Annotated in this window: 19 protein-coding genes and 1 tRNA gene; 12 read left to right on the forward strand and 8 right to left on the reverse strand. The window is 70.5% G+C overall.

Translation table 11 applies throughout. From position 1 onward, the window contains the following. Positions 1-64: 64 nt before the first annotated feature. Positions 65-1,111, reverse strand: coding sequence for a TIGR01620 family protein (locus tag M1105_RS05025; RefSeq protein ID WP_249579253.1), 1,047 nt, complete (start codon positions 1,109-1,111; stop codon positions 65-67). A 5-nt stretch (positions 1,112-1,116) separates the two neighbouring features. After that, complete coding sequence (locus M1105_RS05030) at positions 1,117-2,568, reverse strand: YcjX family GTP-binding protein (RefSeq protein WP_249579254.1); 1,452 nt, start codon at positions 2,566-2,568, stop codon at positions 1,117-1,119. 117 nt (positions 2,569-2,685) lie between these two features. On the opposite strand from M1105_RS05030, the gene truA reads away from it, so the two are divergent. Further along, entirely contained in the window at positions 2,686-3,432 is a 747-nt protein-coding gene (gene truA, locus M1105_RS05035) for a tRNA pseudouridine(38-40) synthase TruA (protein ID WP_249579255.1), read from the forward strand. A gap of 6 nt (positions 3,433-3,438) precedes the next feature. On the opposite strand, the gene M1105_RS05040 is transcribed toward truA, so the two are convergent. Further along, positions 3,439-4,176 (reverse strand): helix-turn-helix transcriptional regulator, encoded by a 738-nt coding sequence (locus M1105_RS05040; RefSeq protein ID WP_249579256.1) that lies wholly within the window; start codon positions 4,174-4,176, stop codon positions 3,439-3,441. A gap of 89 nt (positions 4,177-4,265) precedes the next feature. On the opposite strand from M1105_RS05040, the gene M1105_RS05045 reads away from it, so the two are divergent. Together M1105_RS05045 and M1105_RS05050 are read left to right on the forward strand one after the other, a co-directional pair. Then, positions 4,266-4,802, forward strand: a complete 537-nt coding sequence (locus M1105_RS05045; RefSeq protein ID WP_249579257.1) for a peroxiredoxin-like family protein — start codon at positions 4,266-4,268, stop codon at positions 4,800-4,802. A 134-nt stretch (positions 4,803-4,936) separates the two neighbouring features. Further along, complete coding sequence (locus tag M1105_RS05050) at positions 4,937-5,824, forward strand: RNA polymerase factor sigma-32 (protein ID WP_249579258.1); 888 nt, start codon at positions 4,937-4,939, stop codon at positions 5,822-5,824. A gap of 81 nt (positions 5,825-5,905) precedes the next feature. Here the strand turns inward: M1105_RS05050 and M1105_RS05055 are convergent, their stop codons facing one another. Next, the gene (locus tag M1105_RS05055; RefSeq protein WP_249579259.1) at positions 5,906-7,417 is read right to left on the reverse strand and encodes a M48 family metalloprotease; all 1,512 of its coding nucleotides are present in this window, start codon (positions 7,415-7,417) and stop codon (positions 5,906-5,908) included. Between the two features lie 102 nt (positions 7,418-7,519). Between M1105_RS05055 and M1105_RS05060 the strand changes: the two genes are divergently transcribed. Then, a tRNA-Arg gene (locus M1105_RS05060) sits at positions 7,520-7,596 on the forward strand. 429 nt (positions 7,597-8,025) lie between these two features. On the opposite strand, the gene M1105_RS05065 is transcribed toward M1105_RS05060, so the two are convergent. From M1105_RS05065 to M1105_RS05075, 3 genes are read right to left on the reverse strand one after another with little or no spacing between them, the layout of a single operon-like run. Then, positions 8,026-8,565 carry an amino acid synthesis family protein gene (locus M1105_RS05065; RefSeq protein WP_249579260.1) on the reverse strand — a complete coding sequence of 180 codons (540 nt, stop codon included), beginning with the start codon at positions 8,563-8,565 and terminating at the stop codon, positions 8,026-8,028. Then, entirely contained in the window at positions 8,565-9,740 is a 1,176-nt protein-coding gene (locus M1105_RS05070) for an MFS transporter (RefSeq protein ID WP_249579261.1), read from the reverse strand. The genes M1105_RS05065 and M1105_RS05070 overlap by 1 nt, the downstream gene beginning before the upstream one ends. Further along, complete coding sequence (locus M1105_RS05075) at positions 9,740-10,153, reverse strand: ester cyclase (protein ID WP_249579262.1); 414 nt, start codon at positions 10,151-10,153, stop codon at positions 9,740-9,742. Before M1105_RS05075 ends, M1105_RS05070 begins: the two co-directional genes overlap by 1 nt. Before the next feature lie 182 nt (positions 10,154-10,335). On the opposite strand from M1105_RS05075, the gene M1105_RS05080 reads away from it, so the two are divergent. From M1105_RS05080 to M1105_RS05105, 6 genes are all read left to right on the forward strand, one after another. Further along, on the forward strand, positions 10,336-11,148 hold the full coding sequence (locus tag M1105_RS05080; protein WP_249579263.1) for a LuxR C-terminal-related transcriptional regulator: 813 nt from the start codon (positions 10,336-10,338) through the stop codon (positions 11,146-11,148). Continuing rightward, entirely contained in the window at positions 11,145-12,563 is a 1,419-nt protein-coding gene (locus M1105_RS05085) for a tetratricopeptide repeat protein (RefSeq protein ID WP_249579264.1), read from the forward strand. Before M1105_RS05080 ends, M1105_RS05085 begins: the two co-directional genes overlap by 4 nt. Before the next feature lie 514 nt (positions 12,564-13,077). Then, positions 13,078-14,166 (forward strand): PA0069 family radical SAM protein, encoded by a 1,089-nt coding sequence (locus M1105_RS05090; RefSeq protein WP_249579265.1) that lies wholly within the window; start codon positions 13,078-13,080, stop codon positions 14,164-14,166. Between the two features lie 67 nt (positions 14,167-14,233). Continuing rightward, the gene (locus tag M1105_RS05095) at positions 14,234-14,638 is read left to right on the forward strand and encodes an OmpA family protein (RefSeq protein WP_249579266.1); all 405 of its coding nucleotides are present in this window, start codon (positions 14,234-14,236) and stop codon (positions 14,636-14,638) included. A 1-nt stretch (position 14,639) separates the two neighbouring features. Continuing rightward, on the forward strand, positions 14,640-15,245 hold the full coding sequence (locus tag M1105_RS05100; RefSeq protein WP_249579267.1) for a ribonuclease HII: 606 nt from the start codon (positions 14,640-14,642) through the stop codon (positions 15,243-15,245). Between the two features lie 96 nt (positions 15,246-15,341). Beyond that, the gene (locus tag M1105_RS05105) at positions 15,342-16,421 is read left to right on the forward strand and encodes a site-specific DNA-methyltransferase (protein WP_249579268.1); all 1,080 of its coding nucleotides are present in this window, start codon (positions 15,342-15,344) and stop codon (positions 16,419-16,421) included. Between the two features lie 288 nt (positions 16,422-16,709). Here M1105_RS05105 and mutY read toward each other — a convergent pair whose 3' ends face one another. After that, positions 16,710-17,765, reverse strand: coding sequence for an A/G-specific adenine glycosylase (mutY, locus tag M1105_RS05110; protein ID WP_319936773.1), 1,056 nt, complete (start codon positions 17,763-17,765; stop codon positions 16,710-16,712). Between the two features lie 102 nt (positions 17,766-17,867). Here mutY and M1105_RS05115 point away from each other — a divergent pair, with 102 nt between their 5' ends. Continuing rightward, a complete protein-coding gene (locus M1105_RS05115) occupies positions 17,868-18,482 on the forward strand; it encodes a DUF721 domain-containing protein (RefSeq protein ID WP_249579270.1) in 615 nt (204 codons plus the stop codon). A gap of 101 nt (positions 18,483-18,583) precedes the next feature. Beyond that, positions 18,584-19,189 (forward strand): DsbA family protein, encoded by a 606-nt coding sequence (locus tag M1105_RS05120; protein WP_249579271.1) that lies wholly within the window; start codon positions 18,584-18,586, stop codon positions 19,187-19,189. Positions 19,190-19,207: the final 18 nt, after the last annotated feature.

A 19,207-nucleotide genomic window follows, 5' to 3' on the forward strand; every position in this document is an offset into this window, starting at 1 on the left:
AGGTCGTTCGCAGGCGCCTCGGATCGTGATACGCCGCAGGCGCAGACTTCCGTCGCGGTGCCGGTCAGGCCTTCCCGCCGGCCTGCGGGACCCTGGCCTCGCCGCTCCCCTCCGGCACCTCGCGCCAGCGCCGGAGCGCGTCGAGCACGAGGATCCCGGCGCGCGGCGAGGGACGGACTGCGAAGGGCAGCGGGCGGCACACCTCGATCGCGGCCGTGCCGACGCGGGCGGTCAGTGCCGCGTTGACCGCCGCCTCGCCGAAGCGGCGCGAGAGCTTGCCGAGCACGCCGCCGCCCACCATCGGCCCCAGGATGTCGTCGGTCGCCGCGACCGCGCCCGTCGCCAGCAGATGCGCGGCCACCGCCCGCAGGAGCCGCCACGACCCCATCGTTCCCGCTCGCCCGCCATAGATCTGCGCCACCTCGCGCACCATGGCGAGGTTGGCCGCCAGCACCGCCAGGACGTCCGCGACCGGCAACGGCACCACCGCCGTGATCGCGGCGACCCGCCGCGCGGCCCGCGCCACCGCCTGCTCGGCCCGCCGGTCGAGGGGGGCCAGCACCTGCCGCTCGGCGAAAGCCAGCATTGCCGGCGCATCGGGCGTGTCGGGCCGCGCCGCGGCGACGCGGGCCAGTGGCTCGGCCATCTCGGGCCGCGTGCGGTAGAGCCGCGCCAGCGCCGCGAGCGCCGCATCCGCGCCGGTCTCGCCCGACAGCGCCCGCGCCGCGAGGCGGCGGATCCCCGCGATCCGCTGGACGCGCGCGAGCGCAGCAAGCTCGCGCAGCAAGAAGCCCGCGAGCGCAAGCCCGAGCACCGCGGCCAGCGCCGTCGCAGCCCAGCCGAGCGCGTCCGAGCGCGCGAACAGATCGGCGACGAATGCCTCGATGCCCGTCGCCAGCCAGATCCCCAGAAGCCCGAAGGCCGACAGCCAGAACAGCCGCCCGAGGGCCGAGAGGCCCGCACCCCCCGCGCCGCGCAGCGCCCGTTCGGCGGCGGCGGGCGGCATCATCGCGGCATCGGGCGGCGGCGGCGCGTCCGACGGCGCGGGCGCGGGCGGCAGCGCGGTCTCGCCAAGGTCGAGGATCAGGGGCTCGCGGCGCTCGCCAGTCATCGCCGTCACTCCAGCCTGTCGCCAATGAGGAAGTCGAGCGCCTGGTCGAGCCGCAGGTGCGGCGGCCCCGACCCCTCGGGCCAGCGCGGGGGCGCGAAGTCGAGCGTCGCATAGCGCATGTCGGGCCAGTCGGCGGGCGCGTCGCCCGGCCGCGCGGCCTCGGCCGCGGCCATCAGCGCGCCGGGCTCCTCGGGCAGCGCGCCGGGATAGATCGCGACCTCGCGCCCGTCGCGCGCCCGCACGCCGCGGACGAGGCCAACGCTCCGGCCCTTCTCGGTCACCTCCTGCTCGGCGGTGGCGCGGATCGCGGCGATCGCCATGCCGCGCGTGCGCGCGCCCCGGAAGGCGGCGCGGCGGGCGGCCTCGGCCAGCATCGTCTCGACAAGGCGCGCGAGCCGGGCGTGCTGTGCGTGGTGCAGGTGATCGGCCTTCGAGGCGGCGAACAGGATGCGGTCGATCCGCCGCGCCCCGGTGATGCGGTCGAGCCAGCCGGGCCGCCCGTGGCGGAATGCCGCCAGCGTCTCGCCCATGCTGGCGGTGAGGTCCGCCAGCGCCCGCGGCCCGTCCGCCAGCGCCCCCAGCGCGTCGATCAGCACCACCTGCCGGTCGAGCCGGGCGAAGTGGTTGCGGAAGAACGGCTTGGCCACCACGCGGCGATAGGCGTCGAAGCGCGCGCGCATCTCGGCGTAGAGACTGCCGCGCGGCGCGCCGCCCTCCGGGCGCGGCAGCGGCGCGAAGGTGAGCGCGGGCGAGCCCGCCAGTTCGCCCGGCATCAGGAACCGCCCCGGCGCCAGCGCCGACAGCCCTGCCGCCCGGCAGGCGGCGAGATAGCCGCGATACGCCTCGGCCAGCCGCTCGGCCGCCGCCTCGTCATGCGGCCCCGCGGGATCGGTTGCGGCGAGCGCCCCACGCCAGCCGGCGGCGTGGTCGCGCCGCGCCGGGCTTGCGGCGGCGGCCAGCGCGCCCGTGGCCCATTCGTCATAGTCCTGCTCGATCAGCGGCAGGTCCAGAAGCCACTCACCGGGATAGTCCACGATGTCGAGATTGAGCGTCACCGGCCCCGCCAGTCCCGCCAGAATCCCGCGCGGGCGGTGGCGGATGGCAACGCGGATCTGGCTCACGCTGCGGGTCGACTCGGGCCAGTGCGGCGGCGTCGCGCCCAGCACCGCCATGTGCGCCTCGAAGGCGAAGCGCGGCAGGTCGGGATCGGGCTGGGGGCGGAGCATCACGGCCTCGATCCGCCCCTCGGCCTCGGCGCCGAGCAGGCGCATCCGGTCGCGGCTGATGAGGCTCGCCACCAGCGCGGTGATGAACACCGTCTTGCCCGCGCCCGCGAGCCCGGTCACGCCCAGCCTGAGCGTCGGGTCGAACGCCGAGCCCGCCTGCTCGCGCAGCCGGTCGAGCCCGCCCAGAAGGTCATCCGCGAGCCCCCCGAGCCCGAGATTGCCGATTGCCAAGCGCCTTGTCCCCATCGCCGCGAAGGCCCCCAAGATGGGGGCGGCGCGCGGCACATGCAAATCGCGCCGCACGCCATGCCTTGCGTGGCGGCGGTCTTTCGCGCAAGAGGCGGGGCCATGCCCCGCTATCGCCTCACGCTCGAATACCATGGCGGCCCATTCGTCGGCTGGCAGCGCCAGGCGCAGGGGCTCTCGGTGCAGGGCGTCGTCGAGGCGGCGCTCGCGGCACTCGAGCCCGGGCCGCGCGCGGTGCAGGGCGCGGGACGCACCGATGCGGGCGTGCACGCGACGGGGCAGGTCGCGCATTGCGACCTTGGGCGCGACTGGGACCCCTTCCGGCTGGCCGAGGCACTCAACCACCACCTGCGCCCGCACCCGGTCGCCGTGCTGGCCGCGGCACGGGTGGCGGACGACTTCCACGCCCGCTTCTCGGCCACCTTCCGGACCTACACCTACCGCATCCTCAACCGTCGCGCGCCGCTGACCATCGACGCGGGGCTGGCCTGGCGGGTGTCGACCCCCCTCGATGATGGAGCGATGCAGGCGGCGGCGGATCTCGTGGTGGGGCGGCACGACTTCACCACGTTCCGGTCGGTCCAGTGCCAGTCGCCATCGCCGGTCAAGACGCTGGATGCGTTCCATGTCGAGCGGCAGGGTGACGAGATCCTGTGTCATCTCGGCGCGCGCAGTTTTCTGCACAATCAGGTCCGCAGCCTCGTCGGCACGCTCGAGCGCGTGGGCGCGGGCCGCTGGCCGGTCGCGCGCATGGCCGAGGCGCTGGCCGCCCGCGACCGCGCAGCCTGCGGGCCGGTCGCGCCGCCGGATGGATTGACGCTGACGGGGGTGCGCTATCCGGGCGACTGAGCCGCCTCAGGCCGCGTGGCGGCGCAGCGCCGTCGGGCTCTCGCCGAACGCCTTGCGGAAGGCCCGCGTCAGCGCCTCGCCCGAGGTGTAGCCGTATCGCCGCGCCACGCTCTCGACCCGCGCGCCGCCCGCGAGGTCCTGCCGCGCCAGCGCCATCCGCCAGCCCCTGAGATACGCGAACGGCGTCTCGCCCACCGCCCCGGCGAACACCTCGGCAAACCGCGACGGCGAGAGCCCCGCCTCGGCCGCGAGATCGGCGACCGTCCAGGCCCGACCGAGGTCGTCATGCATGGAGACGATGGCCCGGCTGAGGCGCGCATCCGCGAGCCCCGCGATCAGGCCCGGCCCGGCCGCGCCCCGTCCCATCTCGGCGCGCAGCAGGCGGATGACGATCACCTCGCCCAGCCGGTCGAGGACCGAGCCCGCGCCGCAGCGCATCTCGCGCGCCTCGGCCGCGAAGACGCGCAGGAGCGCCGCCGTCTCGCTGGCCGCGTCGACCGCCATCTCGACCCGCTCGGGCAGCGCCGCGATCAGCGGGTTCGACGCGCCTCCCCAGTCCAGCCGCGCCGCCAGCGCCCCCGGCCCGAGCCCCAGCGCTCCCGTCGCCCGTGGCGTCAGGACGACGTGCATCCCCGCCTCGCCCGCGTCGCAAAGCACGCCCAGATTTGCCTCGCCCCCCGTCACCGGGCGAACGGACAGCGAAAAGCGGGCGATGAGGGCGGAGAGGCGGTCGATGCGCGACATGTCCGGCGTCCCGGTCAGGAAAATCGGAATTCCCTGTCCATAACCTCTGATATGGCACAGGGCAACACAGCCATCCACAGGAGAGACCGATGCTCACCCCCCGCAAGCCCGTCCCCGCGCTGAGCCTGCCGTTGGTCGGCGGCGGCACCTTCGACCTTGCCGCCGAGAAATCCGAGCGCGGCACGGTCGTCTGCTTCTACCGCGGCCTGCACTGCCCGATCTGCGCGAACTACCTGACCGAGCTGGAAAAGCAGACCCCCGCCTTCGCCGAGCGCGGCGTGAGCACCATCGCGGTCTCGACCGATGGCGAGGATCGCGCGGTGGCGATGGCCCAGAAGATCGGCGCCAATGCCCTGCGCTTCGCGCATAGCCTGCCGCTCGCGCAGGCGCGCGAATGGGGGCTCTACATCTCGACCGGGCGCGGCGCGACCTCGATCGGCATCGAGGAGCCCGCGCTCTTCGGCGAGCCGGGGCTTTTCATGGTGACGCCCGAGGGCACGCTCTATTACGGCTCGGTCCAGACCATGCCCTTCGTGCGGCCGCATTTCTCGGAACTGGTGGCCGCGCTCGACTTCGCGATCGCCAAGAACTACCCGGCGCGGGGCGAGTATACCGGCGCCGTCTGATCCCGCGCCGCGCGCCGGCCAGCCGTTTTCCAAAAAATCTTCGCGCCCGCGGTGATCCGGTCCCGCGGGCGCGCCGTATCCTCTTCCGAAAGCCGCTCAAGACGGCGGGGACGTTCCCAAGGAAGAGGTTTCGCATGACCGCCGCACCCCATCCTGCCGTTGGCGACGTCGCCCGCCGCGCGATGTCCGCCGAGCTCCTCGATGCCGAGACCGAGCTTGCCCTCGCCCGCCGCTGGCGCGACGAGCACGACGAGGCCGCGCTGCACCGGCTGGTGACCGCCTACATGCGGCTCGCGATCTCGATGGCCGCGAAATACCGCCGCTATGGCGCGCCGATGTCCGACCTGATCCAGGAGGCGGGCGTGGGCCTGATGAAGGCGGCCTCGAAGTTCGACCCCGACCGCGGCGTGCGCTTCTCGACCTATGCCGTCTGGTGGATCAAGGCCTCGATCCAGGACTACGTGATGCGCAACTGGTCGCTGGTGCGCACGGGCTCGACCTCGTCGCAGAAGGCGCTGTTCTTCAACATGCGCCGCGTGCGCGCGAAGATCGAGACCGAACTCGCCAATGACGGCGCCGAGGCGACGCCGGCCGACCTGCGCCGCGAGATCGCAGAGGAATTGGGCGTGCCGCTGCGCGACGTCGAGATGATGGAGGCGCGGCTCGCCGGCTCGGACTTCTCGCTCAATGCCCAGCAGGCGGGCGAGGAAGGCCGCGAATGGGTCGAGACGCTGGAGGACGACGGCCCGCAGCCGGACGAGATCGTCTCGCGCCGCTCCGACATCGGCACCGTCCGCGGCTGGCTCACGGACGCCTTCACGGCGCTTACGCCCCGCGAGAAGATGATCATCGCGGCGCGCAAGCTCTCCGACGAGCCGGAAACGCTCGAGAGCCTCGGCCAGAAGCTGGGCCTCTCGAAGGAGCGCGTTCGGCAGCTCGAGGCGCAGGCCCTGCGCAAGATGCGCACCCGGCTCGAGACCGTGCATGGCCCCGCCGTGACCGAGCTTGCCAACACCCTGTGATGCATTCCTGATCGTTCTCCCAGGCGATCGGTTCCTCGGCCCGGTGCAGTCGTCCTGCACCGGGCCGTTTTTCTGGCCGCCTCAGCGGACCAGCTTCACCCGCTCGCCCGGCCTCGGCTGCTCGCCGGGCCTGAGCCCGTTGAGCACGCGGAAGCGCTCGACCGGCAGCGCGTCCACAGCCATCCGCTGCCCCAGGCTCTCGGCGGTGTCGGCGCGTCCGACCGTCACGATGCCGACCCGGCGCGCCTTGATGGCGCTGCGCTCGGCGGCGCTCAGCCGGCGGAAGCTGTTCGCCGCGACCGCCATGTCGTTGAGGGCGCGCGAGCCGCGCGGCGCGAGCCCGGTGAAACGGTAGATCGTCCCGTCCATCCGTATCGCGACCAGAAGCGCGTCGTAGGTTCCGTTCTGCAGCGCCACGGGCAGCACGCCGCGCGCGGCCGGAAGCCCGTTGATGGTAAGCTGCTCGAGCCGCGCCAGTTGGCCCACCCTGGTCTGGCGCGCGATCTCGGGCACCCAGCGGTTCGCGATGTACGAATCGAGCGCGCCCCCCGGGTCCGCGCCGCCGTCGAAGATCAGCCGTGTGTTGCCCGAGCCTTGCGCGAGCACGGCCGAGGGGGTGTTGGTGAGCCGGTATCCGGACGGCGCCTCGAAGGCGAAGCCGAGCCTCGGATGCCGGAACGAGACGCCCTCGACGATCCCCTGCTCCGGCGACTGGCCCCAGGCCATGCCGTCGATCGCGGCGAGGTGCCGATCCGCGCCCAACTCGCCCGTGCCCGAGATCGCACCCTGCGCGCGGGCGGTGTCGATCGCCTGGCGCGTGCGCTGGCCCGTCGCCGGGTGCGAGGCGAAGAAATCGACCTGGTTCGGATCGTAGCGCCTGCCCGCGGCCCGGGCGTCGAGCGCCGCGGACGCGGCCATGTTGTCGAGGAACTCGGCCTGCGCGTAGGGGTCGTAGCCCGCCCGCGCCAGATAGCGGATGCCGAGGTGATCGGCCTCGAGCTCATCCTGGCGCGAGTAGCTCGCGACGATGCCCCCCGCCGCCACCTGCCCCAATTCGAGCGCGCCGCGGGTCACGGAGGGGTCTACCCCGATCGCCGACAGTCCGATCGCGCCCAAGAGCAGCCCAAGCCCCGCGACCGTCGAGCGATCCTCGCGCTGGCCGCTGTGCCCGGCGGTGACATGGCCGATCTCGTGCCCGATCACGCCCGCAAGCTGGGCCTCGTTCTCGGCCAGCGCCAGCAGGCCGCGGGTCACGTAGACATAGCCGCCAGGGATCGCGAAGGCGTTGATATCGGGGCTGTCGAGCACGGTGAAGGTCCAGCGCTCGTTCGGCTGCTCCGAGATGGCGGCAACGCGCCGCCCGATCCGCTCGACATAGTCCTGGATACGGGCGTCGCGATACTCGCCGCCGAAACGGGCAACGATCTTCGCATGGTTGGAATCTCCCTGCCGCTGCTCCGAGACCGAGCGCACCGGCGAGGTCTGGGGCTCCGCGCCGCTGAAGCCGCCCGAGCCGCCGGTCGTCTGGCACGCGACAAGCGCGCCCGCGCCCAGCGCCAGCACGACTGATCGGAGAAGTCCTGCAAGGTTCATCATCCACCTCCGCGTCCCGTGCCCCTCGTCCCTTTCCCGTGCCCCAGTCCGGGGCGGCGTGGATTGACCGCGGCGCGCGGTTCCACTACCCCTGCCCGTCGGGACCCCGTAGCTCAGCAGGATAGAGCGGTCGCCTCCTAAGCGACAGGTCACAGGTTCGAATCCTGTCGGGGTCGCCAAATGAAATTAAATCCACTTGATATCAGCCACTTAGCAAGGCCCCTTGGAACGCGCATTGCCAAGCGTTTAAATGTTCTTTTTCCGTTCTGACCTTAAAGAGCTCTCCGATGGTCAGGATGAGCATCGACCTGGGGTCAGTAGTTTGGCTCAAGGACGTCGCTCGGCGTCGTCCTGCTCTGACCGCGACGTTCAGCGAGGGTACATTATGGGCAGGATCGCAGGGTGAGATTGTTTGCCACGCTGGGGGTCCGACTCAAACGCTTCGAGTTCCGCTCGACGTGATCGCCCAGAGCGCGAACACGATTGCCATTCGCAAAGCCTCGCCCGATGGCGGCTCACGGCCCGTACCTGCCGCCGGCTTCGCGTTGCGGCGAATGTCCGCCGCGGTCAGGAGACTGTCTGACCGGCGACACCGCACGGCACTGTCATCAGCTTGGTCCCTTTCCAACACGCGCACGGATCCGCGCGCCATCCGACATGCCGACACAGACAACGATCTCATTTGGGAGCGGGGCATCTGGCACGGCGATGCTCAGGGTGTCGATATGATCGAAGGACCAAGGCTCGTCCTTGTGCCCGAGCGGCACGTCGATGACGGCGCCGACCACCCCCATCTTCACGTTCGACGGCATCAGCGCCCGACCGCCGCCGATGGCGGCGCGGACGGGTTTCCCCAGCCGCGGATGCAGGAGCGCCGCGCCGTGCTCCGCAGCTCCATGAGCGCCGACGATGGCGGCCTTGCCATAACTGACAGGCGGCGCACCCAGAGCGGCCACGGCCTCTGCCGCCAGTTGCGCGCCAAGCATTGCGCCGTATTCGAACAACTCGGTCAGATCGTCCTGATCGACGCCGGCAAAGGGATTGCGCAGCACGGCAAGTGCCGCCGCGCGGGTCAGCGGGTCGCAGGGTGCGCCCATTTCGTCGGTCTCGGTCCGGTCCCGGAACAACATCGTCTTTCGGATCTGCATCAGACAACCTCTTCTGTGGGGGTGCCGATTGCTCTTGTCTTGAGCATCCCGAACAGGACGGCTGCGGGCAAGACGAGAGAAAAGAGCACGGCGCTGAACAGAATCGCACCGTCGGGCGCGCCGGTCAGGTCGAAAAGCCTGCCGGCGACCGGCGGGCTAGCCGTCATGATGGCATAATAGACTGTGAAGAAGACCCCCATGCCGAAGGCCCGTCGCTCGGTCGCCACGGCCTGGCCCGCGAGAGCCATGATGACGCCGGCGGGGGCCATGCCGACAAGGCCGAAGAGCAGGCTTGCAGCGAGGCCCGCTCCGGGCAGGGCGAGCAGAATCAGCGCCAGAACCGCGCCCGCCATGCAGATGGCAAGGATCGTCTCGCGCCGCCCGAACCGGTCGGCGATCTGGCCGCAGGCGGTTCCCGACAGGATCATCAGCCAGCTGCCGGCGCTGATCACCGAGGCCGCCGCAAGCGTGCCCATCCCCTGCGCCTGCAACATGCTCGGGCCGAAGCTCAGGTAGACGACGTAGCCCGCGTTGAACACGCCCCAGGCGATCGCCGCAAGCACGATCAGCCCCCATTCGCGCGGCAAGAGACCCCTGATCCGGCTTGCAATGCGGGGGGGAAGGTCGTGCGGCGGACGGTAACGGGTCAAGACGGCAACGGCCGCCGCCGCGCACCAGACAGAGGCGACGGCAAAGGGGACGCGCCAGCCATAGACCTCGGCGAGCCAGGTGTGCACGACCTGGCCCATGGCGATGCCGAAGGGCCAGCTCATCACCAGGATGCTCATCGCCGTGGCGATCTCGCGGCCCTCGAACCAGTCGGCGGTCATCTTGGTGAAGTAGAGTGTGGCGAACAGGAACCCGGCGCCGGACAGGATGCGCCCGAACCCGATGCCGGCAAGCTCGCCCGCCGTCGCCGACAATGCGCCGCCGAGCGCCAGAGCGCCGAGCCCGAGCCCGGCCAGAACGCGGTCCGAGGCGAACCGTCCGGAGAACCCGGCCGGCAGGGCGAGGAACAGGCCCGGCGCCATGAACAGACCGATCATCAGGCCGATCTGCGCATTGTCGAGCCCGAACGCATCCGAAAGCTCTCCGCCGACCGCGCCCATGGTCTGGAACTGGAAGCCGAGGCCGACGCGGGCGGCGAAGAGCAGCGCGAGGATCCGCCAGCGCATCACGCCCAGCCAAGTTGACGCAGCGCCTGCGCGTCGTTCCAGATCTTGGTCATGTGCACGATGCGGTCGCCGTCGAACCGCATGACATAGGCGTAGTCGGATGCCACGGCCTTCCCGGTCGGCTCGCCCGGTCCGCCGGCGCCGGTCTGCGTGCCGCGGAACACGGCCGAGGCAACCACCGTGCCGCGATCGGCGTCCGCCGCGAAGGCCGTCAGTTCATATCGCCCGTCGGGGATCGGACCGAGCAGGGCCTTCATCCACTCGGCATACCCGGCCAGCGTCGTGGTGTCTGCGAGCGCATCCGCCTGGCAGGCGAAGCTCGCGTCGGCATGGCAATAGCCCTTGCAGGCCTCCCAGCCGCCGCCGGTTTCGCAGGCTTCGAAGAAATCGCGGGCCGTCCGTTCATGTGTCATCGGTCCGTCTCCCCAATTGAAGATGGGGTCAGGATGCTCCCATGACGGACCGGCGGATATCGGTCAGCTGCAGTAATCTGCGCCCGGCGCCTGCAGTATTCTGCTACAGCATCTGCAGGATTGCCTGATGGATCCTCGTGCAACAGGATCGGGGTGACTTCACGGAAGGATGTGCCAACCTCGTGTCGCCCAACGAAATTCTCAGCCCGCGCGAGATCGAGATCGCCGGCGCCTACGCGCAGGGCGATACCTATCAGGCGATCGCGGCCCGGCTGGGCATCGCCCCCTCGACGGTTCGCACGCATCTCGCCACGATATACCGCAAGCTCGAGGTGTCATCGAAGCTGGACCTGCATGCCCGGCTCGGCGGCGCTCGGTCCACCACGGAGATGCAGACTGACCACGCCGCCGTCATCTCGGAACTCGCGCTCAGCCTCGAGGAGTCGCTGCGCCGCGAACAGGCGCTGGCCGAGGTGCTGCGCATCATCAGCCGGTCGCGAGGCGACATCGACGCGGTGATGTCGGCGATCCTCGGCTTTGCCCTCGACCTTTGCGAGGCCGAGTTCGGCCTCTTGCTCGACCATCATCCGGACGGACGGTTTTCCGCGGGTTACTCGCTCGGGCTTCCCGATGCGTTCCGGACATGGTTCGCCGAACGGGGGCGATTTCACCCCGGAAGCCGAACCGGGCTGGGGCGCATGGCGCAGCTGCGCGACGTGGTCAACATCCTCGACGTCCGCGCCGAAGAACTCGCGCACAGCGACGACCCCTTGCGCCGCGCGACGATCGACCTGGGGGGTGCTCGGTCCTTCGTCGCCATTCCGATGATGTCGGGCGATGCGCTGGTCGGCGCCTTCACGATCTACCGCCAGACCGTCCGTCCCTTCGGCGCGCAGGCAACCTCGCTGGCGCAGACGTTTGCCGATCAGAGCGTCATCGCGCTCGACAACGCGCGGATGATCGACGCCTTGCGTCAGAAGGCAGCGCCGGCATGAGCGTCTCCGCCGACCCGCTCAGCCCGCGCGAGCGCCAGATTGCCGAGGCCTTCGCCACGGGCGAGACCTATCAGCAGATTGCGGACCGCCTCAGCCTCGCTCCATCGACCGTGCGCACCCATCTTGCGACGATCTACCGGAAGCTCGGGGTCTCGACGAAGCTGGACCTGCGCAAGCAGATCGAGGCATCGCCGCCCGCCGATCCGGCATCCGACCTGCCGCCCCGCCCCGACAAGCCCTCGATCGCCGTGCTGGCATTTGAGAACATGTCAGACGATCCCGGGCAGGAATACTTCTCGGACGCGATCACCGCCGACATCATCACCGCCCTGTCGCGGTCGCCTTGGCTTTTCATCATCGCCCGAAACACGACCTTCACCTACAAGGGCCAACGCGTCGATGTCCGGCGCGTCGCGGCCGAACTTGGTGTGCGCTTCGTGCTCGAAGGCAGCGTCCGGCGCGCGGGCCAGCGGGTGCGGGTCACCGCGCAACTGATCGATGGGCTGACAGGGGGGCACGTCTGGTCGGAACGCTACGATGGCCGCATCGAGGATGTGTTCGACCTGCAAGACGAGATCACCCGACAGGTCGTCGCACAGGTCCAGACCATCGTGCATCGCAGCACCATCGAAGAACCTGTCGAACGCCTGAACCGTCCGGACCTGACCGTGTGGGAGCTGACCATGCGGTCCTGGCACCTGCTCTATGATTTCACCCCCGAGGCCTATGCCTCAGCCAAGACGCTGCTGGAGCGCGCCCTCGCGATCGACCCCGAGAGCGCCGAGGCGAACATGGTGCTGTCGCTGATCAACCATCACATCGCCATCCTGGGCTTCGCGCCGGACCCGACCCCGGCGATGGAAGCGGCCTATGCGCTCGGCCGCCGCGCCGTGCAGCTCGACGATCGGAACGAGTACGCGCATTGGGCGCTTGGCATCAGCTGCTGGGGGTTGCACCGGCTCGACGAGGGAATCGCGGCGCTGGAACGCGCCGTCGAGCTCAATCCCAACTGCTCGGTCGCCTATGGCAGCCTCGGCACAGCGCTGGCGATTGCCGGCCGGGTGGAGGATGCCATCGCGAACCAGGAAATCGCCATCCGCATGAACCCTCGCGATCCGAGCATCTTCTTTCGATTCTCTGGTCTCGCGCTGGCCCATTACACGGCAGGGGATTTCGACACGGCAATCCTGTGGGCTGAACGCGCCATACACCGCATGCCGCGCTGGTATCTGGCACATTTCCTCCTGGCGGCCAGTCACGCCGCGCTCGGGCGACCCAAGAGGGCCCGCGCCGCAGTCGAGGCCTGCCGTGCGGTGCTGCCTGGCATCTCGCTAGCGGATGCCGAGCGCATGCCGCTGAGGGATGCGGCGAAGAGGCAGGAATTTCGAGATCTGCTATTCGCTGCTGGCTTTTGACTGGATCCGATAACCTGACATTCGGTGCTTCTGCAGCGAACTTCTGCTTTTCGCCCGATTCAACCGGGTGCTGCGTGCGAAACCGGCGTCTGCAAGGGATCGAGAGCAGCGTCGTGACGACCGTCCGCAACGCGGGCTTTGAGCCATTGGGCGGGCCTCATCCTTCGAGTTCGAACCTTCGCCTGGCACCGAAGGATCAGAAGGAGATCCAACCCGCATCTGGTCCAACTGCGTGGCCGGACGCATCGCCGCATCCACGGCTGCACCGGTGTTCGTGGTCCGTTCACCGCCCTTCTTGGAGCGTTCCAAGACTCCTTGCAACCCATTGATCCGCATCGTGCGCCAGCCAGGTCGCATTTAAATTAAGATATTGAAATTATGAAGTAAAATGAGTCATGTCAGGACCGCCACGCCCCTTTCTCACCCCAGCTCCGCGCGATGGTCGACGCGCCCTGCTCCGCAGCTTGCGCGCCATGGGAATGTTCCTGTATTGTTCCGCGTCGGGAGGTGCCGCATGGCCCAGCTTTTCGACGACAGGGTGCCCGAGCATCGGCGCAGGGGGCGGGGGGCCGCGGTCAATCCGGCCGGGCGCCACGAGCGGTACGCGACCGAGAGCGTCGACGACGGCTGGCAGCCGGATGGCGAAGCGCCGCCGCTGCGCACGACCGTGAGCGTTGATGCGTCGCGCTCGATCATCGCGCGCAACAGCTCGCCCGACGTGCCTTTCGACCGCTCGATCAACCCCTACCGCGGCTGCGAGCATGGCTGCGTCTACTGCTTCGCGCGGCCGACGCATGCGCATCTGGGCCTCTCGCCCGGCCTCGACTTCGAGACGCGCCTCGTCGTCAAGCCGCGCGCGGCCGAGCTCCTCGACCGGGCACTGCGCAAGCCCGGATACGACTGCCGACCGATCGCGATCGGCACGAACACCGACCCCTACCAGCCGATCGAGCGCGAGCACCGGATCATGCGCCGGGTGCTCGAGGTGCTGGAGGCGCATCGCCACCCCGTCACGATCACCACCAAGGGGGCGGCGATCCTCGACGATCTCGACATCCTCGGCCGGATGGGGCGCGCCGGGCTCGCGCGTGTCTCGGTGTCGCTGACCACGCTCGACCCGCATGTCAGCCGCGCGATGGAGCCGCGCGCCGCGGCGCCGGGGCGGCGGATCGCCGCGATCCGGGCGCTGGCGCGCGCCGGCGTGCCGGTCGGCGTCAACATCGCCCCGGTGGTGCCGGGCCTGACCTGCCACGAGCTCGAGAAATTGATGGAAGCGGGGGCCGAGGCGGGGGCCAGCTTCGCCGGCTGGATCGCCCTCAGGCTGCCGATGGAAGTGGCGGGGCTGTTCCGCGAATGGCTCGAGCGCGCCTTCCCCGCCCGGGCCGCGAAGATCATGGGGCGGGTGCGCGAGATGCATGGCGGGCGCGACTACGACCCCGCCTGGGGACGCCGGCTGAGCGGCGAGGGCGTTCACGCGGCCCTGATCGCCCGGCGATTCGAGGTGGCGCGGGCACGGCTGGGGCTGTGGGCGCGGGCACCGGCGCTGCGCTGCGACCTGTTCCGGCCCCCGCCGCGGCCGGGCGACCAGCTCGCGCTGTTCTGAGGCGGCTTCCCCGCGGCCTGGCGACAGTCTAGACTTGGCGTATCGTCCGGATGGATGGGGGTCCGCCATGCGCCATCTCTGCCTCGCCGCAGCTTTTGTTCTCGTAAGTGCGACAGCCGCGTTTGCCAATCCCTGCGGCTTCTCCGAATCGGGGCGGGTCGTGATCAAGGGGTATCCGGTCGGGTCGACAACCATCCCGAAGGACCAGGTCGAGCGGCTGGAGAAGTTCGCGGAAACCGCCAGCCGCCGCTTCGGCATCTGCATCCTTGCACAGGTGGACAAGCAGGGGACCAAGGCCGCCAACGAGAAGGTCGCCAAGGGCCGCGCCCAGAAGGTGCGCGACTTCCTGATCAAGCATGGCGTCAAGCCCGACAGCATCAAGATCGCGCTGCAGGACGAGGCGGTGACGTTCTTCGGCCTGCTCTCATCCGACCAGGACGACGACCGGCGCGTGGTGGTCACGCACGACTGACATGCTGGATTTCGCCGCCGAACGCGCGGGCGTCATGCCATGCGCAGGCATCGACGAGGCCGGGCGGGGGCCCTGGGCGGGACCTGTGGTCGCCGCCGCCGTCGTCCTCGATCCCGCGCGGCTGCCGCCCGGGCTCGACGATTCGAAGAAGCTGACGGCCGCGCGGCGCGCGGTGCTGTTCGACGCCCTGACCACGGTCGCGGCCATCGGCGTCGGCCGCGCCGAGGCGGACGAGATCGACGCGCTCGGCATCCTTCTCGCCAACGACCTCGCCATGCGCCGCGCGCTCGCAGCCCTGCCCGGGCCGCCCGCCCGGGTCCTGATCGACGGCAACCGCGTGCCGCCCGGCCTGCCCTGCGCCGCCGAGGCCGTGGTGCGCGGCGACGGCTCGGTCCTGTCGATCGCGGCGGCCTCCATCGTCGCCAAGGTCACGCGCGACCGGATCATGGCGGCGCTGGCCCTCGACTTCCCGCATTACGGCTGGGAGCACAACGCCGGATATGGCACCGCGGCCCACCGCGCGGCGCTGCTGCAACACGGTGTGACCCCGCTGCATAGACGCAGCTTCGCGCCCATCCACAAGATGTTGTGTGAATGCGGAACTTGAGGAAAGTTCTTCAAGCCACTGATTCAAAACACTATTGACGGCGAATCATCTTTCGATCATGGTCCTTGCATCGCTGGTGCAGGGAGCTTGGACGCAATGAGCAGCATGCCGCTCGACACGGTTTTGGTGGGGGACTGTGTCACGCATCTCGCGGCGCTGCCGGAGGGGTCGGCGGACCTCGTGTTCGCCGACCCGCCATACAACCTGCAGCTCAGGGGCGACCTTCACAGGCCGAACAACAGCCTCGTCGACGCGGTCGACGACGACTGGGACAAGTTCGAGAGCCTGAAGGCCTATGACGATTTCACCCGCGCCTGGATGACCGAGGCTCGCCGCATCCTCAAGCCGAATGGCGGGCTGTGGGTGATCGGCAGCTATCACAACATCTTCCGCGTCGGCGCGATCCTGCAGGATCTTGGCTTCTGGATCCTGAACGATGTCGTCTGGCGCAAGACCAACCCGATGCCGAACTTCCGCGGCAAGCGGTTCTGCAACGCGCACGAGACGCTGATCTGGGCCGCGAAGTCCGAGGAAGCGCGTCCGACCTTCAACTACGAGGCACTGAAGGAGCTGAACGAAGGGCTCCAGATGCGCTCCGACTGGATGCTGCCGATCTGCTCGGGGGGCGAGCGCCTGAAGGACGCCGACGGCCAGAAGGCCCATCCGACCCAGAAGCCCGAGGCGCTGCTGCACCGGGTCCTGCTGGGCACGACGCATCCGGGCGACGTCGTGGTCGATCCCTTCTTCGGCACCGGCACCACTGGTGCGGTCGCGCGACGCCTCGGCCGCCGCTTCATCGGCATCGAGCGCGAGGAGCGCTACGCCAAGATCGCCCGCGCCCGGATCGCGGCCGTGAGCGCCCATGACCGCGAGAGCCTGAGCGTCGCCGTCTCGAAGCGCGCCGAGCCGCGCATCCCCTTCGGCCATCTGGTCGAGCGGCGGCTGCTCAGCCCCGGCGAGGTGCTGGTCTCGGTGAACGGTCGCCACCGCGCAAAGGTGCGGGCCGACGGCACGCTGGTCGCCGAGCGCACCACCGGCTCGATCCACAAGGTGGGCGCGGAACTCGAGGGGGCGCCGTCCTGCAACGGCTGGACCTACTGGCACGTGCAGCGCGACGGGCGCCCGGTGCCGATCGACTGGCTGCGCCAGCAGGTGCGCGCCGAGATGACGGACTGACGCACGCACAGGAATTCAAGGTTCTCTGCCTGGCCGGTTGCCTGCGGCCACACCTTCGACGGACCCCTCGCGGGTCCGTTTTTTTTAACCTTACAGATGCCGTGGCGCCACGCCGCCCGGTGCTGAAACATGGCTTACGCGAACGTCACTTGCGCTCGGGGCGGGTTCGGCGCCACTCTCAAATCGTCCCTGCGGATGCGTTCCGCCGCGGGGCTTTGCGCCACGCAGATGCCGCGGCCTTCCCGACTAGCGCGGGAAGGCCGTGCCGTTTCAGGGTGGGCCCTCGCTTCAGGCGATCCCGCTGTCGGGATGCGTCAACGCGAGGCGCAACGCCTTGGCAAACACCGTCGGCATCGCCGCGATGGCGGCCCGTGCGGGCGCAAGCTCGCCGCCGGTGGCCGAGGCGCCGAGCGGTGCCGCCTTCACCGTCAGGCGCAGGTGGAAATGCGTGAAGGTATGCGTCACCTCGCCGAGGTCGCGCCACTCCGCCTCGAAGGGGGGCATCGGCGCCGGCGTCTCGGCCCATTCGTCGCAGGGCAGGGCCAGCATGCCGCCCAGAAGCCCGGCATCGGGCCGCCGCACCGTCAGGACCCGGCCCGCACCGTCCGAGGCGACATAGACCGCGCCATGGCGGACGGGCTTCGCGGTCCTCGCGGCGCGGGCCGGAAGGGCCGCCTGCAGGCCGCGCGCGCGGGCCGCGCAGGGCTCGCGCCACGGGCAGATGCCGCAAGCCGGGCTGCGGGGCGTGCAGATCGTGGCGCCGAGATCCATCACCGCCTGCGCGTAGTCGCCGGGCCGCAGCTGGGGCGTTAGGCGCGCGGCATGGGCCCCAAGCCGGGGCTTCACGGCCGGCAGGGGCTCCCGCTCGGCAAAGAGTCGCGCCATCACGCGCTCGACATTGCCGTCGACGACCGCTGCCGGGCGGTCGAAGGCGATCGCGGCGATCGCCGCGGCGGTGTAGGGGCCGACGCCGGGGAGCCGGCGCAACTCCTCCTCGGTCTCGGGGAAGCGGCCACCCAGCCGGGCGCTGACCTCGCCCGCGCAGGCATGCAGGTTGCGCGCCCGGGCGTAGTAGCCCAGCCCCGCCCATGCCGCGAGCACCGCCTCGCGCGGCGCCGCGGCAAGGGCGTGAACGTCGGGCCAGCGCCCGAGGAAGCGCAGGAAATGCCCGGTCGCCGCGGCAACGGTGGTCTGTTGCAGCATCACCTCGGACAGCCAGACATGATAGGGGTCGGGCCGGACGCCCGCCGCGCGCGCCGCGGGCGGCACGCGCCAGGGCAGGTCGCGGTGGTGGCGGTCGTACCATTCGAGGATCAGGGGCGCGAGCGCCGCCCCGGCACCGATCGCCTCTGTCCCGGACGTTGTGGTCTGGGCCTGCAGTTCCTATCCTCCGCCACAGCGAATCCGTGCCGCGGCGGCGGGCGGCACGGCAGGGGAGCGGCGAGCATGGCGGCATCGGACCCGGGGGGCAAGGGCGGCGGGCGCGAGCCCGCTCCGCGGTGCCAGTGCTTTCGCGCGGCGGGCGCGGCGGCACGCGCGCGGGTCGTGCCGCTGGCCGGCAGGCAGGGCTTCGCCGAGGCCGCGGTGCTGCTGCACTGGCCCGAGATCGTGGGCGCGGCATGGGCCGGGCTGTGCCATCCGGTGAAGGTGACCTACGGGCGGGGCGCCGAGCTCGGCGCCACCCTGATGGTGCGGGCCGACGGCCCCGCCGCGCTCGAGCTCGAGCATCGCGCACCGCAGATCGTCGAGCGTATCAACGCGCATTACGGCTACCGCGCGATTGCCCGGCTCAGGATCACGCAAGGCTCGGGGCTGGCGGGCGAGAGCCGCGTCGGCTTCGCCGAGGACCCGGCCGCCTTCGCCGGGGCCGTGTCGGCCGCGCCCGGCGCGAAGCCCGCCGCGAACCCGTGGCGCGGCGAGGCGCGCGCGCCCGTCCCGGTCACCGCCGAGGCGCGCGCGCGGGCCGCCGAGATGGCCGAGGGCCTGCGCAACCCGGAGCTGCGCGACGCGCTCGCGCGCATGGGCGCCTTCGTGCTCTCGCGCCCCAAGCCGCCGGAATGACGCGGGTTTGACGTGACATTCCGCGACGGCCCGCCTATCTGGCTGGGGACGCAGCCTTGGCCCGCGCAGCGGGCCGCGACCGACGCACCGAGGAGTGACCGATGCAGTTTCGCCCGAGCCGCCGTGACCTGATGACCGCCGCCGCCGCGGCCGCGCTGGCCGCAGCCCTGCCCGGGGCGGCATGGGCCGAGCCGTTCATGGAGGATGTGGCCCTCGGCGCATCGGACGCGCCGGTGACGGTGATCGAGTACGCCTCCTTCACCTGCCCGCACTGCGCCGCCTTCCACGTCAACACCTGGCCCGAGATCAAGGCGCGCTACGTCGAAACCGGCAAGGTGCGCTTCGTCCTGCGCGAGGTCTATTTCGACCGCTACGGCCTGTGGGCATCGATGGTCGCGCGCTGCGGCGGCGAGGCGGGGTTCTACCCGATGGCGGACCAGTTCCTGAAGCGGCAGGACCAGTGGAGCCGCGCCGAGGACATCGCCGCCGAGATCCGCAAGATCGGGCGGCTCAACGGCCTTTCGGCCGAGGCGATCGACGCCTGCCTCTCGGACCAGGATTATGCCAAGGCGCTGATCGAGCGCTACCAGGGCTTTGCCACCTCCGACGATGTGCGCTCGACGCCGACCTTCCTCATCAACGGCGAGAAGCACACCGGCAACATGCCGATCGCGGATTTCGCGGCGCTGATCGACAAGCATCTCTGACGCGGCACCGCTGCCACG

Origin of the sequence: Thermohalobaculum sediminis (genome assembly GCF_023487995.1) — a bacterium.
Lineage (GTDB): Bacteria > Pseudomonadota > Alphaproteobacteria > Rhodobacterales > Rhodobacteraceae > Thermohalobaculum > Thermohalobaculum sediminis.

Coding starts and splice junctions, on each gene's coding strand:
- M1105_RS05100 (WP_249579267.1), top strand. CDS start 14,640: ATGCTGGATTTCGCCGCCGAACGCGCGGGCGTCATGCCATGCGCAGGC.
- M1105_RS05085 (WP_249579264.1), top strand. CDS start 11,145: ATGAGCGTCTCCGCCGACCCGCTCAGCCCGCGCGAGCGCCAGATTGCC.
- M1105_RS05120 (WP_249579271.1), top strand. CDS start 18,584: ATGCAGTTTCGCCCGAGCCGCCGTGACCTGATGACCGCCGCCGCCGCG.
- M1105_RS05070 (WP_249579261.1), bottom strand. CDS start 9,740: ATGCGCTGGCGGATCCTCGCGCTGCTCTTCGCCGCCCGCGTCGGCCTC.
- M1105_RS05095 (WP_249579266.1), top strand. CDS start 14,234: ATGCGCCATCTCTGCCTCGCCGCAGCTTTTGTTCTCGTAAGTGCGACA.
- M1105_RS05050 (WP_249579258.1), top strand. CDS start 4,937: ATGACCGCCGCACCCCATCCTGCCGTTGGCGACGTCGCCCGCCGCGCG.
- M1105_RS05115 (WP_249579270.1), top strand. CDS start 17,868: ATGGCGGCATCGGACCCGGGGGGCAAGGGCGGCGGGCGCGAGCCCGCT.
- M1105_RS05045 (WP_249579257.1), top strand. CDS start 4,266: ATGCTCACCCCCCGCAAGCCCGTCCCCGCGCTGAGCCTGCCGTTGGTC.
- M1105_RS05065 (WP_249579260.1), bottom strand. CDS start 8,565: ATGCAGATCCGAAAGACGATGTTGTTCCGGGACCGGACCGAGACCGAC.
- M1105_RS05025 (WP_249579253.1), bottom strand. CDS start 1,111: ATGACTGGCGAGCGCCGCGAGCCCCTGATCCTCGACCTTGGCGAGACC.
- M1105_RS05075 (WP_249579262.1), bottom strand. CDS start 10,153: ATGACACATGAACGGACGGCCCGCGATTTCTTCGAAGCCTGCGAAACC.
- M1105_RS05090 (WP_249579265.1), top strand. CDS start 13,078: ATGGCCCAGCTTTTCGACGACAGGGTGCCCGAGCATCGGCGCAGGGGG.
- M1105_RS05040 (WP_249579256.1), bottom strand. CDS start 4,176: ATGTCGCGCATCGACCGCCTCTCCGCCCTCATCGCCCGCTTTTCGCTG.
- M1105_RS05105 (WP_249579268.1), top strand. CDS start 15,342: ATGAGCAGCATGCCGCTCGACACGGTTTTGGTGGGGGACTGTGTCACG.
- M1105_RS05055 (WP_249579259.1), bottom strand. CDS start 7,417: ATGAACCTTGCAGGACTTCTCCGATCAGTCGTGCTGGCGCTGGGCGCG.
- truA (WP_249579255.1), top strand. CDS start 2,686: ATGCCCCGCTATCGCCTCACGCTCGAATACCATGGCGGCCCATTCGTC.